Origin of the sequence: Tenacibaculum agarivorans (genome assembly GCF_001936575.1) — a bacterium.
In the GTDB taxonomy this organism is placed as follows: domain Bacteria; phylum Bacteroidota; class Bacteroidia; order Flavobacteriales; family Flavobacteriaceae; genus Polaribacter; species Polaribacter agarivorans.
In genome coordinates, this window is the sequence record NZ_MSMP01000008.1 from 113,211 (window position 1) to 133,544 (window position 20,334).

Sequence of the window (20,334 nt, forward strand, 5' to 3'; positions counted from 1 at the left end):
ATTAAATGTACAAGAAAAAAGATTCGAAAAAGAGTAGGATATGTTAAAGAAAGCAACTAACACGTTTTCGTGTTGATAACTTTTATAGAGCAAATAAATAATATGTAGAATTTTAAAATCAAGAAATGATTTTTTTATATTTAATTAAAAACTAAATGACCAAATTACTCCCTAACCTACCTGTAGAAAATCTTACCAAAGAAAACGATTATATAGGAATTCTAAATAAAGGAAATATTATTAAATCCTTTTTTCTATCAAATAAACACCAGTTTAATAAAATTAAATTCTTTGCACTTTACGGAGAATGGGGGAGTGGTAAAAGTACTTTAATGAAGTATTTAAAAAAAGAGTTACATATTTCTTTTAATGCATTCTTTTTTGAAGCTTGGGAATATGAAAGTGATCATAATTTACCTAAGTCATTACTTGAATTTTTATATGAGAAATCAAATTCGGAATATGAGGCTTTTATTAAAAATGGTAAAAAATTAATGGAAGGTTTTGCAAAGTCTTTAACCTTTAAAACTCCTATTTTTAATATTAATGCGGGTCAAATAATTAAAGAGGTAGAAGAAGAATCTTTTTTTGAACGTAAAGAAAAATTCAAAAAAGATTTTGAAACTTGGGAAGAGAGTATAACCACAGAAGATAAGTCAGCAGAATATAATATCATATTTATTGATGATTTAGATAGATGCGAACCTGAGAGTGTTTTGAATTTACTTTCAGCAATTAAATTATTTTTCACGTTTGGTAAAAAAACAATATTTCTGTGTGGTATAGATAAGAAAGCAGTTAATGAGGCAGTTAAAACTAAATATGGTGATGTGGTAAAATCGAATGAATATTTAGAGAAAGTTTTTGACGTATCATTTACGATGCCTCAAGAGAATGATGTAGAAAAATTGGTAAGCTTCTATTTTGAAGGAGAAGAGTATACAGATACAAATGGAGAAGAAATCAATTTGATTAGAGAAATCTCAAACTTCTTTTGGGTATTAAAATTTGAAAATCCTAGAAGAGTAAAAAAGGTTTTGAATAGATATAAGATGATTGAATCTTTAATAGAGGAAGATTATTTAGGTTTTGACTTGCCAAACATAATAAGAAAAAATGGAGGAACATTATTTGAGACAATTTTAACTATATATCTTTTAATTTTAAAAGAGTTTGAACCTGAAATTTTTGATCAGTTCTTAAACTTATCCTTTAAAAGAGGGGTAATAGATAAAGTTCTTTATCAAAATAATGTAAAAGGAGATAGGGTAGCGCTGGCTAGATATGATAGTTTGAAGGATAAGTATTTTGATGTTGATGAAAATATGACTTCATTTACCACAGAAAACGGTGTATTCAGGAAGTCTATTTTAATTTTTGTTTTTTTTCCTACAAATCCTGTTAGTGTAGGGAATTTAGCTCTAAATAACTTTGATTTTTTTAAGACTAATTTAAGTGTATCTAAAAAGCGAGTAGACTACTATTTCGTTGAATACTTATTTAGATTTCCAATTTTTCGTAGAGATACCTACACTTACTCATTTCTTGATTATAAGAGGATGATTTTAAATTTAACTTAAAATACACTCCAACCTTTTCTCATAAAGATTGTTTAGAGAAAGTGGCATTTGTTTTTCACGGACTTTAGTAAAGCCTTGTTTTTCGTAGTAAGTACAAAGCTTTTGATTTTCAGCATTGCAGTCTAATCGTAATAGAAAAGTATTTTCCTGTATGGCAAGCTGACCAAGTTTTTCAATAACTCTTTTACCTAATTGAAGACCAGTAAATGCTTCTTTAATTACTAGTGAATGGATATATTTTGCTTTTTCATTTTGTACACCCCAATACAAATGATCTTCGTCTAGTAAACGAAACATTCCTAAAATGGTATCGGATTGCGTAATGAAATAGAATTCATGGTTATGAAAACCTTCCTCAATCCAATCGATTTTTTCTTGAGGAGGATTCAACCAATATTCCCATTGATTAATATTGTTAGTTTGAAGCTTTTTAGCAGCTTCTTTTAGCATAGTCAAAGCAATTTCTAGCTCATAAGTACTAGCTTTTCTAAACTGAAACTCCATACTATAACTTGTTTAGTGTGCTTCTAACCAGTTTTGACCTAAACCAATTTCCACATCTAAAGGAACAGAAAGTTGAAATGCATTTTCCATTTCCTGTTTAATAATAGGAGTTATGATATCTAACTCATCGTTATGAGCGTCAAATACCAATTCATCATGTACCTGTAATAACATTTTTGATTTGAATTGCTCTTGTTTAAAACGCTTATTAATATTAATCATAGCCAACTTAATAATGTCAGCAGCACTACCTTGTATTGGTGCATTTACAGCATTTCGTTCTGCAGCACCTCTAACAATAGCATTTCTAGAATTGATATCTTTTAAATAACGTTTTCTACCTAAAACAGTTTCTACATAACCATGTTCTCTAGCAAAATCTACTTGTTTTGCCATGTAGTTTTTCAACTTTGGATACGTTTCGTAATAGGCATCAATTAACTGTTTCGATTCAGAACGGGTTAGATTGGTTTGATTACTTAAACCAAAGGCAGAAACTCCATAAATGATTCCAAAATTTACGGTTTTAGCATTGCTACGCTGTTCTCTAGTTACTTCATCAAGCGCTACATTAAATACCTTAGCTGCTGTGGAAGCATGAATGTCTTCTCCATCTTGAAAGGCTTTAATCATAGTTTCTTCTTCGCTTAAAGCCGCTATAATTCGAAGTTCTATCTGACTATAATCGGCAGCTAATAAAGTATGATTTTCATCTCTTGGAATAAACGCTTTTCTAACTTGTTGTCCTCTCTCAGTTCGAATAGGAATATTCTGTAAATTAGGATTGTTAGAACTTAATCTTCCTGTTGCGGCAACTGCTTGTGCGTAAACCGTATGAACTCTTTTTGTTTTTGGATTCAATTCATTAGGTAAAGCATCTACATAGGTGCTTTGTAGCTTTTTACATTGGCGATACTCTAAGATATCTGCAATAATTTGATGCTCTTTCAATGAAGAGAGTACATCTTCAGCAGTAGAGTACTGACCTGTTTTCGTTTTTTTAGGTTTGTCTACTAATTTTAATTTTTCAAAAAGAATAGGACCTAATTGTTTAGGTGAAGCAATATTAAATTCTTCTCCTGCTTGTTCGTATATTTTTTGCTCTAAAGTTTGAATATCACTGGTTAATTCCTTTGACAAAGAAGCTAAATATTCGGTATTCAAATTAATACCTTCTATTTCCATGTCAGACAATACAGAAACTAGTGGTACTTCAACTGTGTTGAATAATTTCGTGAGTTTTCCTTCTTCTAATTCCTTTTCAAAATGTTCTTTGAGTTGTAAAGTAACATCGGCATCTTCAACGGCATATTCTGTTTGCTTTTCTAGAGCAACAGTACGCATAGATAATTGATTTTTACCTTTTTTACCAATAAGTTCAGTGATAGATACTGGTTGGTAATTTAAATAGGTTTCAGATAGAATATCCATATTATGTCGCATATCTGGATTAATCAAGTAATGCGCAATCATAGTATCGAATAATTTTCCTTGTACTGGAATATTATAGTTCGATAATACTTCAATATCATATTTAATATTGTGTCCTATTTTTTCAATGGCTTCATTTTCAAAAAATGGTAAAAACTCTTCAACAATGGTTTGCGTTTCATCTTGGTCTTCAGGGAAAGAAACATAATACCCTTTTCCTACTTCCCAAGAAAATGCAATACCAATTAACTCTACTTCAAGTGCTTTTAATCCCGTAGTTTCTGTGTCAAAACACACGGATTTTTGTAGTAACAACCTTTCTAATAAAAGTTTTCTAGCTAAGGATGTATTTACCAATTGATAAAAATGAGAGGTATTATTTATGGTTTTAAAACCATTAATTTCATTCGTTTGGCTAGTTCCTGAACCCGGAGTAGCAAACAAATCAAACTGATTAGTGTCAGTGGTTTTCGCTTTAGCAGAAGTTTGTGTAGTTTCAGTTGATAGTGCTGTTGTAAATGTTTTTACAAAGTTATCCGTAAGTCTTCTAAATTCTAACTCAGCAAAAATAGCCTTAGTTTTTTCTATATCTGGCTGTTCAAAAATTAGCTTGTCTTGTTCTAATTCCACAGGAACATCTAACATTATTGTAGCTAGTTTTTTAGATAATAGACCTAATTCTTGATTAGCTTCTACCTTTTCTTTCATTTTACCCTTAAGTTCATGAAGGTTAGCAAATAAACCTTCCATACTACCGTAGGCAGTAATAAATTTTTTAGCAGTTTTATCTCCAACACCAGGTAATCCAGGAATATTATCCACAGAATCCCCCATCATTCCTAAATAATCAATTACTTGTTCAGGTCTTTCAACTTCAAATTTTTGTTGTACTTCTTCAATTCCCCATTTTTCATATCCATTCCCCATTCTAGGAGGTTTGTACATAAAAATATTTTCTGAAACTAATTGCGCATAATCTTTATCAGGAGTCACCATGTAGGTAACCAAATCTTCTTTTTCTGCTTTTTTGGCTAAAGTTCCAATAATATCATCGGCTTCATATCCCTCTTTAACAATTGCAGGAATATTCATAGCTTCTAAAATCTGTTCAATATAAGGGACAGCTATTTTTATAGCTTCAGGTGTTTCTTGCCTGTTAGCTTTGTATTCAGGAAACATTTCATTTCGATCTACACTACCACCTTTATCAAAACAAACCGCTAAATAATCTGGCTTTTCTTTTTTTATAACATCCAATAAAGAATTTGTAAAACCTAAAATAGCAGATGTGTCTAAGCCTTTAGAGTTAATTCTAGGATTTTTAATAAAAGCATAATATCCTCTGAAAATAAGTGCATATGCGTCTAATAAGAAAAGTCTTTTTTTAGTATTCATCAGTTATAAAATTGAAGATTGTAAAACTACAAAATAATAATGCTGTTCGGAAAAAAATACAAGAATTTGAAACAATGGAATATTATTTGCTTCCAAAGATTTAAATTTAAAAAACTATTTATTATGAAAATTATTAAGAAAACTATGATCGGATTTATCCTGTTTGGAAGTGTTGCCTTTTTAGCGTTGAGCTTTTGGGCATGTAAACAAATAGCGAATGTAGATGATTTGATAATCGATGAAAACGATACTCAAATCGAGAAAGTAAAAAATGCAGATGAATGGCTTGCTAAACTTCAAGAAGATAATAAGTTTAACGGAGCTGTACTATTGATTAAGAATGACGAAGTTTTGTTGAAAAAGACGTATGGTTATACCAATTACACTAGAAATGAAAGATTAACGAATCAATCTTCCTTTCGATTAGCATCAGTATCAAAACAATTCACAGCAGTTGGAATTATGTTGTTAAAAGAGCAAGAGAAACTCGATTTTGATGATTCAATTGTAAAGTATCTGCCCGAACTTCCATATCAAAATGTTACCATAAGAAATTTATTGACGCATACTTCTGGAATTCCAGATATTTATATGGGATTTCCGAGTAAATATGAAGAAGAAATAGGAAATGTACTCACCATTTCGAAAACAGAAGAATTACTAGCCAAAGAAAGTTTACCATTAGTAAATTCACCTAATGAAGTATATACATATAATAATACATGCTATGTTTTATTAGCAAGAATTATTGAAAAAGTTTCAGGGAAGTCATTTGAGGAATTTATGCAAACAGAATTGTTTGATAAGTTAAATATGAAAAATACCAGAGTTTGGAATTTAGTATCTAATGATAAAGATTTTGCACATAAAACATCGTCTTTTAAAAATGTATCAGGAGATTTAATAGAAATAAAACCAGGGATTTTAGATGGAGTTGCAGGAGACGGAGGTGTATTTTCTAGTATTGATGATTTAATTATTTGGGATAGATTTTGGAATCACAATACATTACTTTCAGAAGATACAATGAACGAAGCTTTTAAAACAACAGTTTTAAAGGATGGCGAAATTTCTAATTATGGTTTTGGATGGATAATACTAAGTGAGGATGCACATATCCATAATGGTTCTTGGTTAGGGGCCAGAACAAGTTTTGTGAGAAATAAAAAATTAAAGAACTGTATTATAGTACTAGATAATTCTTCAAGTAAAAATATTGAAGCAATTGTTAAAGAATTAGTTAAAGTTTTAAAATAAATCCTACATAAAAGACGCAAAAGATAAAAGTAGTATTTTTGATCATTTAAATATTTATTATGCCGCGTTGGGTGATCCCTGTACTTATTATTTCTACTCTAATCATCATTTTAGAGGTTTATGCTTTTCAAGCAATTAAAATGGTTACAAAAAATAAATGGATTAAATATAGTTGGCTAGCTTTTGGAGTATTAGCATATCTAAATTTTTTCTATGTTATTTTTTCATCAGATAGAAGCTCTGGTCAAACAAGACAGTTCCAATGGGCAGCAGGTTTTATGCTGCTAGCATTATTGCCAAAGCTATTCGTGTTATTATTCATGTTTGGAGAAGATGTTGTACGATTGATAAGGAAAGGAATTTCATTTTTTTCTAATCAAACAACACAACCTTTAGCAAGTAGAAGAAAATTTATAGCACAATTGGCTTTAGGAGTAGCTGCTATTCCATTTGTAAGTATGCTGTATGGAATTTTTAGAGGTAAGTACAATTACAAAGTATTGAAATATCAACTTTCATTTAAAGATTTACCTGAAACTTTTGATGGTTTTACGATCACGCAAATCACAGATATTCACTCTGGAAGTTTTGATAATAAAGAGAAGATTCAGTATGGAGTTGACTTAATTAATGAACAAGAGTCTGATGTGGTATTATTTACAGGAGATATTGTAAATAATTTTGCTCATGAAATGGACGATTGGATTCCGATGTTTAAAGAACTAAAAGCTTCTAGAGGTAAGTTCTCTATCTTAGGAAATCATGATTATGGAGATTACTCTCAATGGGATTCTGAAGAAGACAAAAAAGCAAATTTTGATGCAATCAAAAAGATTCATCCTCAAATAGGTTTTGACTTACTGCTAAATGAACATCGTTATCTAGAAAAAGATGGAGAACGAATTGCTTTAGTAGGTGTTGAAAACTGGGGGAAAGGATTTAATCAAGCAGGAGATTTAGCAAAAGCTTCAGAAGGAATTCATAAGGATGATTTTAAAATTTTACTGAGTCATGATCCGAGTCACTGGGAATATAAGGTAAAGAAAGATGATTTTAATTATCAACTTACTTTGAGTGGTCATACACATGGTTTGCAATTTGGAATTGAAATACCTGGCTTTTTTAGATGGAGTCCTTCGCAATATGTGTACAAACAATGGGCAGGATTATATGAAGAATTTGGTCGTTATATTAATGTAAACAGAGGATTTGGCTACCATGCATTTCCCGGTAGAGTGGGTATCTGGCCTGAAATTACCGTTATTGAGTTAAAAAAAGGTTGATTTTCAGTATATTTTAATATTAAGTTAAGGCTTACTTAACAAAAAAATAGTACTTTTAAGCTCTATATAGGACAAAACAAAGTTTAGAATGACAAAGTTTGGTGAAATCATTAATATAGATAAGCCTGTATTAATTGACTTTTATTTTGACTGGGACGATTCAGAGAATAGTATCGATACACTACGTGACGTTGCTGCAGCTTTAGGAGATAAAGCGAAGGTGATAAAAATTGATATCAAAAAAAACGAAATATTAGCTTCTGCCTTAAGAGTGAAAGGAAATCCTACTTTTATGATTTATAAAAATGGGGAAATGAAATGGAGGAAAACAGGAGAGCAAGATGCTAACACCTTAATAGGATTAGTACAACAATACTTTTAATAAATATAAAAACAAGTAAAAAAGGCTGAAGCAATAATCACTTCAGCCTTTTTTATTTAATTATAGTTGATATAGTTTTTCTTTCTGATTAAAATATTCCTTAAAAATAGTGTGCATTTTTTTATCGTAGTTGACTAAGCTATACTTATTACTAGTCATATGTTTCTCTATTGCTAAAGCAGCTTCTTTAGCAGTATAAATTGCGTTTGAAACTCCGTGAGAAGAAATAGGATTAAACGACATAGCAGCATCTCCAATACTTATTATATTTTGGAATGTGATTTTTGATGGAACAGAAGAATTGGCTAGCTTACCATAAACTTTAAAATTACCATTTCTAGGAATACATAGTTTTAATAATTCAGTTTTATCAAGTAAATAACTCCAGTTAGTAAAGTCTTTGAATAACTTGTACGATTCGTTTTCTTTAGATGTATATAATGAAACAATTCTGGTGGTCTCATTTAAGTCAGATATTGTTCCCCAAGCATTTTCAAAAGATTCTGTAAAAAAACCATATTTTAATGATGGACCTTTTTTAGGAACGTAACACAAATAGGCAAGATTGCTATCATATTCAATACTATTGATATTGACTTGTTTTAAAATATGTCTTTTTCTACCTGTGGCATCCACAATTATATTACTTTCGATACTTGTAATTTTATCATTAAGCTTTTTTATAAGTATAGTATTGGTATTCTTTTTTGTTTCTAATTGAGAAATATCTTTGACAGAAATAATGCGATTACTTTGTTGTTGTAAAGCGCTAATTATTTTTTGCTTATTTATTTTTAAACCGTAACCATATTTTCCTTTTAAAAAGAAATTTTCATCACTGATTTGTGAACTATTCCATTTGGATTGATATCCATAGGTTTTTGTTGAAAATGTTTCGAAAAGGGGTAGAAAATCAATTTCTTCTAGCAATGTTAACGTGCTAGGAGGGATGGTTTCAGCTAAAGGCAAGTTCTGTTTTGAGCTGACTTTATCAATAAGGATACTCTTTATTCCTTTTCTTTCTAAGAGTAAGTGTAAAATGAGTCCTGAGACTCCTTTACCAATAATTAAAACTTCCGTTTTTAGGGTTTCAGGACTCATTTTTTATTATTTAAAGATTAGATAGAATTCAGAAGCACCTTCAGATCCTCCACATTTATCTTTATAATTTACTTCTATAGTTACAAAAGAATTTGCAACTTCTTTCAGGTTTGAAGTAATGTCAATTGGAGCTTCAGGAGTAATTCTTCCACTGCAATTATTGCTGAAGTCATGTGTAAAAACAATGTTTCCATTAATTTTCATTTCAAAAACATCATCTACATAAACATTGCCTGTTCCTTCAAGATTAGAAGATAGGAATGCAGATGCATTTTCTGGAATCCAAATCATTTCTCTAGTATTTGAATAGAAAACACTTGGAGGAGCTAAGGTAACAGGCTTTGCAGGAATAGCTTTTCCTAAGAATATTGAAGTTAGATTTTTTACATTTTTACTTTCAGCAGCAACGTAAACAAGTTCAGGAATTCCATTAACATTAGATTTTCTTCCTGCAACAACACCAACGTTTTTCCATTTGTAAACCATATTAATTAAACCATTCATATAGCCACCTTCAGCATGATAACCCACATAACCTGTATCAGTAGTCATTAGCCAAGGTAATCTGTTGGCATATACATATTGAATGGTTTCTGGTTTTAAATCAGAATTCCGCATAGCTACTAAACTTTCTTCGGTTAACACATCTACAGGCAAGTTTGCTGCCCACCAAGCTGGAATTGGATATTGGCTGTCTAAAAATACTTTCTGACAGCTACCTGCATCGGATTGCCAAGGAATTCCCATCCATTTTGTTAAATCACCCGGAGTACTTTTCCATAACCAACCTTTAGCATTGTTAGTACTAATTGATTCTTTTACATCATCAGAGTTCATTTGGAAACCAAAATCATTATAAAATATTTGACTTTGTTCTTCTGGAGTTGCAGCTCCAATTCTGATTTCACGTAAACCAAAGAAAGAATTTCCTTGCGTAACGTTAGCATAAGCTAAAGAATTCTCAGCATACATTTGTGCATGACGCATAGGCCAGGTTAATTCCACACCAGGGTGGAATCCTCCACCGTATAGTGTTTCTAATACAGCACGAGTCATTAATAAAGCTGTTTTGGCAGGGTCTTTTGCTGCTTCTAAATATTGATTTTGATAATATTTTCCAAGTTCATCCATGGTAGAGTAGTTACCATCAAGTGAAGTAAAATTTCCATCTCTCCATTTTCTCAATTCTTCATATAAAACAGGAGGGATAGCAAACCACTGTGCTGGACTTCCGGGATAGTTAATCCCATCTCCAGGATAAAAAGGATATTTTAACTCTTGTGTTCCACTTCCTATGTTAGTAATGTCTGTTTTACTTTTACTAGGTATAATAGGTTCGTTATTATAGTTGTATAATGGATCTCTAAATAACTGGAATATTTTATTTCTTACTGGTTGTGCAGCTTCTGAATTATTATATAAAGCTTTAAACTCTTCAGGAGTTAATTCATCTATAGTTTCTCTGAAAGAAGGAGCAAGGAAGTCACTTAAGTTTACCCACTGCATTCTGTATAATCTATACAATACAGGAAAGATTAAACTAAAATCGGTTGTAAAACTTTCATTAGCAATACCACAAATAAGATCATACATTGTAGCTAGAGGTTGAATTTGTGGAGCATAATCAGGTGGGGCAGAAGCAACCCAAGCAGCAGTACTAGCATCATTAAGTTCATATGTTGTTCCATTCATCGTTACTTTAGCAGTAACTTTTCCATCACAAATGTCATCGTACCAATTTGAATTATCAGCAAAGTCAGTGTTCAGGTCAGATGGATTTAAAGCTGCTGATATTCCATCTCCAGGATAAAAAATAAGAGAGCCTTCATCATATTCAATAGCGCCTAGATTAACATCTCTTGTATTTAAATTCATTGCTGATGCAATAAAACTATTGTTCTGCCCTTCTAAAGGAAAAGGAAATTTTCCACCTAATGGTACAGGGGCTATGTTTTTGGCTGTAATAGTTGTCGGAGCTGGACTATTTACTAATTCTTTTCGATAATCATAATCTTTATTATTGATTAATTGCTCGTTAAGTACATTAGGATTTCTTCTTGAAGTGCTAATACCAGGAGCGATTTTTTCAGTGAAAAAATTAGGGCTTAAGTTATGATTATCTGTGTTTACAGATAAATCTAAGCTGTTATTAAAATCGTACCAAAAAGGTTTTTTATTCGCAACTTCAACAGTCCATTCAATATCGCAAGAAGCTGGATCTATTTTTCGAAGAGGTTTACCATTATCATCACATTCATAAATATAAAAACGTTGTGCCTGTTTCTTTAAAGCCCCGTCTTTTGTGTGAAATTCTAAGTTTTCTTCATATAAGTTTGCCCATGGTACTTCAGGAGTGAAAACAACATCGCTTTTATTGGTAGGACCATTTCCAAGTCTAGCAATTCCTATTGATGGATAAATTCGTAGTTTCATTGTTATCTAATTTAAGGTTTGTAATCAAATTTAATTTTAGAAACAATGAGGTTAGAAATAAATGCAATGAGGTGTTAAAAATGAGGAATAAGAATAGTTTTTTTAGGGATAAATGTTATTGATAAAATTAACGAATGAAGTAGGATGATCATATAAACAAAAAAAGAGTGTCTATTTGTAGACACTCTCTTAGTTTACTAATATAACGTGAATCTCGGATAAACTTTTTTGTCAGTTCGAGTGATTTTACAAAGTGCTAACGGCGTAAAATTTTATCGAGAACTAGTGAAATACTTCTCGATACAAAATTATTTTCCATTTTATTACAAATAATTTTACTCGAAGTGACAGGAGTTTCTTTAAGCAAGATTTGCGTTAATACATTATTTGTATGTTGTTTGATTACTCATTTATTAAGGAATCTATCATTTGCTTACGTTGAGTTTCTAAGGAGTCGATCATTTGAAGTTCTTCTTCTAAACCGCCACTAGTAATAAATAATCGTTCTTTTTCGATAAATTCTTTAATGGCATTTTCTACGTACTCGCCATCATCATACCTAGTAATTTGATTCACAACTAGAGTTCTATACATAAACAAATAAGTCTCAATTTCATCTTTAACTAAATGAATGTCATCAACATCATAAGTGTAATAATAATCAAGATATTGTCTAAATATTTTAATAAGGGTGTCAGCTGTTTCTCTTGCTTTGTCTGTGTCTCCTATTTTATAATATAATTCTGGATAACCTAAAGAAATACTATAATGTCCAAAATCTTCTATAGGCATTTTATGAAGTGATAAATCCAGTACTTCTTTAGCAGTAGCTGTATCCCCTTTAATTAAAAACTCATCAGATAAACGCATTAAATTATTTCGTAAGGATATTGCATTACGTTTCGCTTGTTCATCTAAATATATTTTTCCGTTATTAATTGTTTTCCAATCCCATTTTTTTACGTTGGCATACATTTTTTCAGGATCTATTCTTCCCATATCAAACATAGAACGTTCAGCAATAGGAGTACGGATAGGAACTAGCTTAAATGACATTCCATCCAACTGTAAATAATCTTTCAACCATATATATTCTTCATCAGCATTTGCTCCACCTGTAAAATAAATCGGTCTTTTCCAATCAAAATTATTAAGAATATCTAACATTAAAATCCTATTTTTTGTAATGGCATCATCAATTTTAATATCAATGTAGTCTACCATTTTATCAGCGTCTTTAGGACTTACAATACCATACTTTAAAGCATTCTCTTTATTAACAGGAATTCGAATTCTATTTGTTGGGTATATTTTCTCTTTTAAACCATTTTCGGTTTCATAATAAGTGGCTTCGTGATCATTCGCAACCCAATCCATGAAGAACTTCAGAGGGATTACAGAGTCTTTTAATTTTGGATGTGGTAAATGATACGCTACATCTAGTGTACCATGTCTATATTGAGCATGTTTAAGTTGAGATGGTATAGGATCAGCATCATACGTTTTCTTTTTCATTTGATCGATATACCAGTCTGTTGCAAATAAACTAGTATTTACAATTTTAATATCCCTTCTAACTCCTTCCATTTGCTGCATGTACCATAACGGGAAAGTGTCATTATCTCCAATGGTGAAAATGATAGCATTTTTATCACAACTTTCTAAATAAGTTTGTGCATTCAATTGAGCAATATAACGATCAGCTCTATCATGATCATCCCAGTTTTGGAATCCCATTAATACAGGCACTGCCAGTAGAGAAATACCAGAAATAAGTAAAGCAAATAATGGTTTTTTAGCTTTTTGTTGTAAAGCATCGTATAAGCCTAATACTCCAAAACCAATCCAAATTGCAAATACGTAAAAAGAGCCTACTACAGCATAGTCACGTTCTCTAGGTTCAAAAGGTTTAGGGTTGGTGTAGAAGATAATTGCAAAACCAGTAAAAACAAAGAATAGAGCCAAGGTATACCATCTGTTTTTATCTTCACGTAAATGATATAATAAGCCAATAATACCTAAAATTAAAGGAAGGAAAAAGTACGTGTTTCTTCCTTTGTTATGCTTAACATCGTCCGGTAATGCTTCTTGAGATCCTAAGAAAAATTCATCTACAGGCGTTATTCCGCTTAACCAATTTCCATTATTGTCTAAATGACCTTGAATATCGTCTTGTCTCCCAACAAAATTCCACATAAAGTATCTTCCATACATATATCCAAATTGGAAATTGACCATAAACTTTATGTTTTCAAAAAATGTAGGTCTTCTTTTACTTCGTAATGGTATGCCTGCTATTTGTTTGTAATACTGTTCTGCAGCAGGATCAACCATTCTAGGAATGAATCCTTTATGTTTATCAGACCACTTAGGTAAAGCATTTTTGTAATTATTTACAATTTCATACTTACCATTTAATTTTTCATATTTTGGTTTGTCATCTTTGTATACATTTTCTAATTCTCCAATTTCATTTCTTTTAGTTTCCTGTTCTCTATTGTATGCAAAAGAATAGTATTTATCATAAAAAACATTAGCGTCTCCATATTGTTCACGATTATAGTATGCTAATAGTTCTCGAGCACTAGATGGATTATTTTCATTAATAATAGTATCTGCATTTGCTCTAATAGGTAGCATTAACCAAGAAGAAAAACCAATAACAATAAAAAGTATAGATAAAATAGCAGTATTAGCTACTATTAATTTCTTTTCTCTAGTATATTTCAAACCAAAAGCAAAAAGGCCTATTAAGAAAAGCCCTGCTATTATAGTTCCTGAATTATATGGTAGTCCAATAGAATTGATGAAGAATAACTCTGCAACACTAAAAAACTTAAGTGTAAATGGAAATAGAAGTTTAAAAACAAAAGCTAATACCAAAATAGAAATTACTGATGCTATAGCAGTAGTTTTTAGAGTAATATTTTTATATGTTTTAAAGAAGTATAACATTACAATTGAAGGAATAACCAACAATGAAAGTATGTGTACTCCAAAAGATAATCCTACAACATAGCTAATTAAAATAAGCCATTTATTTCCTCTAGGAAGATCAATTTCACTTTCCCATTTTAACCCAAGCCAGAATAAAACAGCCATTAAAAAAGACGACATAGCATATACTTCACCTTCAACTGCGCTAAACCAAAAGCTATCAGAAAAAGTATATGCAAGAGAACCTACTAATCCACTTCCTAAAACTGCAATTTTCTCTCCTGTGTTAAAACCATTTTTAATGACTAAGCGTTTAGCTAGATTGGTGATGGTCCAAAACATAAATAGTATTGTAAATGCACTGGCTAACCCAGACATAAAGTTTACCATTTTTGCCCATTGACTGGGATCATTACTAAACATGGCAAAAAATGCACCTAGCATTTGAAATAAAGGAGCGCCTGGTGGGTGACCAACTTCTAAATTTACAGCAGTTGAAATATATTCTCCACAATCCCAAAAGCTAACTGTAGGTTCTAAGGTAAGTGTATAGGTTATCAATGCAATTCCAAATGAAACCCAACCTAAAATTACGTTCCACTTACTAAAATTAAAGTCTTTCATAATTCAGTCAAAAAATCAATGCGAATGTACTATAATTTATTATCAATATAGTAGATATATTATTTTAAAGGTATAAACAAAAGTACAGTATAAGTTATTTGGTGTTAATTTTTACTTTTTAAAGTAATGTTAAAAATAAAAAAGTAAAAATTTTGTTTGTAATTTGAAAAATGTTGTATATTCGCGTCCGCATTTGTAATTGGCCTATGGTGTAATGGTAACACACCGGTTTTTGGTACCGATATTCAAGGTTCGAGTCCTTGTAGGCCAACGTTGAAAGCTTCAGTAGTATTGCTGAAGCTTTTTTTTATACTTCTATTTTAGATGCCAGAATTGATATTTAGGGCATTCACGATTGTTTTGGTTATGCAAAAGAATGCGTTGATCTAAAAATGAAAACTTCTACATTCCTTACACTTCTAAATCACAGGTTTTACAAGGTGGTAGAGTCTGTGGTATATATCGCTCTTTTTATTATAGTTTTAATTGTTTAGAAAGATTTCTGATTTTGATGAGGTTAACAAAATATCTATTTTAGTAATACTAAATATTTAAATATAAATTAACCAGACCAAATAGATTTAATATGAAAAAAATGAATTTCATTACTCAAAATTATAAAAGTTTTTTAATTGTTATATTATTTTTTATTAGTTGTGGAAAAAGTAAATCAAGTAGTATAGAAAAAAAGTATATGCCAACAGAGAGTTCTCTTTCTAAGCATAATGCTTCTCCAGATTGGTTTAGAAACGCAAAACTGGGTATTTATTTTACTTGGGGGCCTTACACTGTGGCCGCAAATACAAATGAATGGTATCCCCGTTGGATGCATTTTGGTATTGATTCAATTGAATGGAATGGTAAAAAACCAGGTTATCACATTAATCGATTAGATTGGCATACAAGAAAGTTTGGTCATCCTTCAAAATTTGGGTATCATGATATGATTAAAGAGTTTACAGCTGAAAAATTTAATGCTGACGAATGGGCAAAATTATTTCAGAAATCTGGCGCCAAATTTGCAGGTCCTGTAGCAATGCATCATGATGGGTATGCTTTGTGGGGTAGTAAGTTGACTCCTTGGAATTCAGTAGATATAGGACCTAATCGGGATATTACGGGAGAATTGTTCGCTGCTTTAAGAAAACGAGATATGAAAGTGATTACGACTTTTCATCACGCCCGACATCTTCAAAGATATAAAGGAAAAAACCTACAAGAAGCGACTCAAAGGTATGGACATTTAGATTCTTATCATATGTTTTGGAATTCTCATTATCCGTGGATTCCTGGTTTACCGACTAGTTCGGAAGATCCAAAACTTCGTATACTATATGGTAATATTCCTGAAAAAGAATGGCTTAATTTTTTTTGGTTAGGTGTACTTAAAGAAGTGATAGATAAATATCAACCAGATATGATTTGGTTTGATACATGGTTAGATTTAATACCTGAAAAACAACGATTTGAATTTGCTTCTTATTATTTAAATAAAGCAGAAACTTGGGGGAAAGAAGTTATGATGACGCATAAAAATGAAGATATGCCTCATACATTTTCTACAGAAGATTTCGAGCAAGGAAGACGTGATAAACTAACTGGAGCTCCTTGGTTAACAGATGATACTATTTCAAAGTTTAGTTGGTCTTATATAGATGGGTTATCAGTTAAACCTGCTGAATGGGTAATACATGACTTTATTGATATAGTATCAAAAAATGGACAATTACTTTTAAATATATCACCTAAATTTGATGGCTCTATACCTGATGATCAAAAAGCTGTGTTAATGGAATTAGGTAGTTGGTTAAAAGTTAATGGAGAAGCGATATACAATACAAGGCCTTGGAAAATTTATGGAGAGGGGCCCTCTAAAATGAAAAACTCTGGACATTTTACCGAGCATATAGATTATACATCAAACGATATACGGTTTACTAAAAAGAAAGAAGCAATTTATGCAATTTCCTTAGGTACACCTAAAGAAGAGCTTAATATCATTGCATTAGCAAAAAACAATAGTTTAGAACTTCCTGATATAAAATCAGTAATCTCACTTAATGGCGATCATATTAAATCTTGGAATCAAGATGATGAAGGGTTAAAAATAGAATTAAATAAAAATGCTCCTAATCAAATAGCTTATGCTTTTAAAATAACTACAGCAAAAGAATAATTTTAGGTTTTGAAGACATAAGGAGAGATTATGAGAGTTGTGATAATGATTTTAATGATGCGGTATTTTATATTACAGATACTCCTTTTGAAGTAATGAGAATTAATAACGTAGCTTTTAAAGCAAATAATTCGGTGTTATCAGTAGATGATTTTACTATAGCCTCAGATGAGACAATATCGAATTACCCAAATCCTTTTAGAGGTCAAACTACAATAACGTTAGCACAAGAATCAGATAAAGTTACTTTACTAGTGTATGACATTTTAGGAAGAGCAATTTTTAATGGAGATTTAGAAACTAATAGTAATAGAAAAGAGGTGGTTTTTAACTTACAATCAGATAAAAAAGGAATGTTTAAGTATATAGTTGTTGATAGTGCAGGTTTAGCCTATAAAGGCACGTTGGTTGCAGAATAAGGTTTTTTAAAAAAAATAATGATTTTTAATTTTAGAAATCATTATTTTGTTTTATATTTGCACCCACAAATTTGGCCTATGGTGTAATGGTAACACACCGGTTTTTGGTACCGATATTCAAGGTTCGAGTCCTTGTAGGCCAACGAAAGCTTCTAACATTGTTAGAAGCTTTTTTGTTTTGTTAGTAATGACGTTTGATTTAAAAAATCTCTTTTTTTGTTCTAACAATAGCTTGAACATGGTAATTAACTATTCTTTGTCTGCCTTCTCTAGTGTTTAAAAGAGTTTTGAACTCTTCTTTATTATCCATAAAAAAACTTTCAGTCAAAATTGCAGGCATTTTAGTTCTAGTAAGTACATAAAATCTACGTTCTTTATCTAAATCTCCGTCACTAAAATCAGTTCTTAGTCTTCTATTTGGAAATTCCTTTTTGAATTCTTGTCCGAAAATTGTGGCAATTTTATCACTTTTAGTATTTCCCGGAGAAGTAAAAATTTCACTTCCATGTCCACCTCCAGCATTTGAATGCAAGCTTAGATAAAAGCAAGGACTGTTAGCATATTTGTTTGCTCTAATCATTCTAGTTTCCAGTCGTACATCTCTGTATTCAGGAGCAATATTGATGTAAGGGATTTTAAGTTTCGTAAGTTCTTCAATTATTCCACCAACAATAGCTCTATTGAATTCTCCTTCGTAAATTATTCCATCTGCACCCCAGTCTTTTCTTTTTCCTGGGGTTTGGTATTTGCCATTTATTAGTCCTCCGTGACCATTATCAAGTAATACAATCATAACATTTATTTTCTGTGATATAAATTTAGGTATTAATTCTTTAGTAGATGATAGGGATATTCTTAAATTTTAAATAGGATAAACACTAAAATTTAATAGAAAATAGAATGTTTCCGTTTACTTGCTTAATAAATGATAAGTTATTATATTTGCACTGAAATTCTCGAAGAGATGAATGCAGGGGACGAAAGTCCCCTCTTTTTATACCTAAAATGGATCAAGACAAAGTAAGAATATTATTAGATGAAGCTCTAGACGAAAATCCATCTTTATTCCTTATAGATTTACAATTTCTTGCAAATAATAAGATAAAGGTAATCGTGGATGGTGATTCTGGAATTCCACTTAATGAGTGTATAAGAATAAGTAGGAATATAGAGCATAATTTAGATAGAGAAGAAGAGGATTTTTCTTTGGAAGTAACCTCTCCCGATATAGCACACCCTTTAAAAGTTAAAAGGCAGTACAATAAAAATGTAAATAGAACTTTAAAGGTTAAAACAAATGATGAAGAATTTGAAGGTATATTGTCAGAAGTTAATGAAGACAATATTACTTTAAAATGGAAAGCAAGAGAGCCTAAACCTGTAGGGAAAGGTAAACATACAGTAGAGAAAGAAGCGGTAATACCGTTTGTAGATATTAAAGAAGCAAAAGTGAAGATTATATTTTAACAGCAAGAAAATGGAAAACATTGCATTAATTGAGTCATTTTCAGATTTTAAAGATAATAAAAGTATAGACAGGGTAACACTAATGTCTATCTTAGAGGAAGTGTTCAGGTCAGCCCTTAAACGTAAATATGGTTCTGATGATAACTTTGATATTATCATCAACCCAGATAAAGGGGATTTAGAAATTTGGAGAAATAGAATTGTAGTAGCAGACGGAGATGTTGAAGATCCAAATGAAGAAATAGAACTAACGGAAGCGAGAAGAATTGAACCTGACTTTGAAATCGGAGAAGATGTTTCTGAAGAAGTGAAGCTTATCGATTTAGGAAGAAGAGCTATTCTTGCGTTAAGACAAAACTTAATATCTAAAATACACGAGCACGATAGTACTAATGTATTTAAGCAATTTAAAGATTTAGAGGGCGAAATTTACAGTGCTGAAGTTCATCATATTCGTCATAATGCTGTTATTTTGTTAGATGACGAAGGAAATGAAATAGTACTACCGAAAAATGAACAAATCCGATCTGATTTCTTTAGAAAAGGAGATTCAGTAAGAGGAGTGATTAAAAAGGTAGAATTAAAAGGTAACAAGCCTGCGATTATTTTATCAAGAACAGCGCCAGCTTTCTTAGTTAAATTATTTGAGCAAGAGATTCCTGAAGTTTTTGATGGTTTAATTACTATAGAAGGAGTGGCTAGAATACCAGGAGATAAAGCAAAAATAGCTGTAGATTCGTATGATGATAGAATTGACCCTGTTGGAGCTTGTGTAGGAGTTAAAGGTTCTCGTATCCATGGAATTGTTCGTGAATTAGGTAATGAAAACATTGATGTAATCAATTTTACAAAGAATGAACAACTATTTATATCTAGAGCATTAAGCCCAGCAAAAGTAACTTCAGTAGAAATTATTAAATTCGACGAAGAAAAGAATGGTAAGAAAGGACGAGTGAATGTATTATTAAAACCAGAAGAAGTATCAAAAGCAATTGGTAGATCAGGAGTTAATATTCGTTTAGCAAGTCAACTTACAGGATATGAAATCGATGTTCAAAGAGAAGGACTTGAAGAAGAAGATGTAGAGTTAACAGAATTCTCTGATGAAATTGAAGCATGGGTAATAGAAGAGTTTAAGAAAATTGGACTTGATACTGCTAAAAGTGTACTAGAAAAAGATGTATCTGAACTTGTAAAGAGAACAGATTTAGAAGAAGAAACAATAGTAGATGTTCAACGAATTTTAAGAGAAGAATTCGAGGAATAACATAAATATAAAGGTTGCCGATACCTTAAAAATCGGAATATGTCTTCAAATTAAATAAAGGCATATTAATATTAAGTA

The 20,334-nt window shown here is 31.1% G+C and carries 14 protein-coding genes and 2 tRNA genes; 10 read left to right on the plus strand and 6 right to left on the minus strand.

Going from position 1 to position 20,334, the window contains the following annotated elements; all coding sequences use genetic code 11:
* Positions 1-155 precede the first annotated feature (155 nt).
* The gene (locus BVC87_RS07920) at positions 156-1,580 is read left to right on the plus strand and encodes a KAP family P-loop NTPase fold protein (protein WP_075341833.1); all 1,425 of its coding nucleotides are present in this window, start codon (positions 156-158) and stop codon (positions 1,578-1,580) included.
* Here the strand turns inward: BVC87_RS07920 and BVC87_RS07925 are convergent.
* Both BVC87_RS07925 and polA read right to left on the minus strand, forming a co-directional pair.
* Positions 1,572-2,084, minus strand: coding sequence for a GNAT family N-acetyltransferase (locus tag BVC87_RS07925; protein WP_075341834.1), 513 nt, complete (start codon positions 2,082-2,084; stop codon positions 1,572-1,574). The two genes, BVC87_RS07920 and BVC87_RS07925, sit on opposite strands and share 9 nt — an antisense overlap.
* 12 nt (positions 2,085-2,096) lie before the next feature.
* A complete protein-coding gene (gene polA / locus BVC87_RS07930; protein WP_075341835.1) occupies positions 2,097-4,910 on the minus strand; it encodes a DNA polymerase I in 2,814 nt (937 codons plus the stop codon).
* A 123-nt stretch (positions 4,911-5,033) separates the two neighbouring features.
* On the opposite strand from polA, the gene BVC87_RS07935 reads away from it, so the two are divergent.
* From BVC87_RS07935 to BVC87_RS07945, 3 genes are all read left to right on the plus strand, one after another.
* Positions 5,034-6,167, plus strand: a complete 1,134-nt coding sequence (locus BVC87_RS07935) for a serine hydrolase domain-containing protein (protein ID WP_075341836.1) — start codon at positions 5,034-5,036, stop codon at positions 6,165-6,167.
* Between the two features lie 59 nt (positions 6,168-6,226).
* Positions 6,227-7,450: a metallophosphoesterase gene (locus BVC87_RS07940; protein WP_075341837.1), complete on the plus strand. Its 1,224-nt coding sequence runs from the start codon at positions 6,227-6,229 to the stop codon at positions 7,448-7,450.
* Positions 7,451-7,538: 88 nt separating this feature from the next.
* Positions 7,539-7,832 (plus strand): thioredoxin family protein, encoded by a 294-nt coding sequence (locus BVC87_RS07945; RefSeq protein ID WP_075341838.1) that lies wholly within the window; start codon positions 7,539-7,541, stop codon positions 7,830-7,832.
* A gap of 60 nt (positions 7,833-7,892) precedes the next feature.
* Here BVC87_RS07945 and BVC87_RS07950 read toward each other — a convergent pair whose 3' ends face one another.
* From BVC87_RS07950 to BVC87_RS07960, 3 genes are all read right to left on the minus strand, one after another.
* Positions 7,893-8,933 (minus strand): NAD(P)/FAD-dependent oxidoreductase, encoded by a 1,041-nt coding sequence (locus BVC87_RS07950; protein ID WP_075341839.1) that lies wholly within the window; start codon positions 8,931-8,933, stop codon positions 7,893-7,895.
* A gap of 6 nt (positions 8,934-8,939) precedes the next feature.
* On the minus strand, positions 8,940-11,366 hold the full coding sequence (locus BVC87_RS07955) for a LodA/GoxA family CTQ-dependent oxidase (RefSeq protein WP_075341840.1): 2,427 nt from the start codon (positions 11,364-11,366) through the stop codon (positions 8,940-8,942).
* Between the two features lie 402 nt (positions 11,367-11,768).
* On the minus strand, positions 11,769-14,927 hold the full coding sequence (locus BVC87_RS07960) for a DUF2723 domain-containing protein (RefSeq protein ID WP_075341841.1): 3,159 nt from the start codon (positions 14,925-14,927) through the stop codon (positions 11,769-11,771).
* A gap of 200 nt (positions 14,928-15,127) precedes the next feature.
* On the opposite strand from BVC87_RS07960, the gene BVC87_RS07965 reads away from it, so the two are divergent.
* The 4 genes from BVC87_RS07965 (at position 15,128) to BVC87_RS07985 (ending at position 17,665) form a co-directional block, all read left to right on the plus strand.
* A tRNA-Gln gene (locus BVC87_RS07965) sits at positions 15,128-15,198 on the plus strand.
* 315 nt (positions 15,199-15,513) lie between these two features.
* Positions 15,514-17,103 (plus strand): alpha-L-fucosidase, encoded by a 1,590-nt coding sequence (locus tag BVC87_RS07970; RefSeq protein WP_075341842.1) that lies wholly within the window; start codon positions 15,514-15,516, stop codon positions 17,101-17,103.
* 95 nt (positions 17,104-17,198) lie between these two features.
* On the plus strand, positions 17,199-17,522 hold the full coding sequence (locus tag BVC87_RS23680) for a T9SS type A sorting domain-containing protein (protein WP_075341843.1): 324 nt from the start codon (positions 17,199-17,201) through the stop codon (positions 17,520-17,522).
* 72 nt (positions 17,523-17,594) lie between these two features.
* Positions 17,595-17,665 (plus strand) — tRNA-Gln (locus tag BVC87_RS07985).
* A gap of 56 nt (positions 17,666-17,721) precedes the next feature.
* On the opposite strand, the gene BVC87_RS07990 is transcribed toward BVC87_RS07985, so the two are convergent.
* Positions 17,722-18,315, minus strand: coding sequence for an N-acetylmuramoyl-L-alanine amidase (locus tag BVC87_RS07990; RefSeq protein WP_075341844.1), 594 nt, complete (start codon positions 18,313-18,315; stop codon positions 17,722-17,724).
* 212 nt (positions 18,316-18,527) lie between these two features.
* Between BVC87_RS07990 and rimP the strand changes: the two genes are divergently transcribed.
* Positions 18,528-18,989 carry a ribosome assembly cofactor RimP gene (gene rimP / locus BVC87_RS07995; protein WP_075341845.1) on the plus strand — a complete coding sequence of 154 codons (462 nt, stop codon included), beginning with the start codon at positions 18,528-18,530 and terminating at the stop codon, positions 18,987-18,989.
* A gap of 10 nt (positions 18,990-18,999) precedes the next feature.
* On the plus strand, positions 19,000-20,256 hold the full coding sequence (nusA, locus tag BVC87_RS08000; protein WP_075341846.1) for a transcription termination factor NusA: 1,257 nt from the start codon (positions 19,000-19,002) through the stop codon (positions 20,254-20,256).
* Positions 20,257-20,334 lie beyond the last annotated feature (78 nt).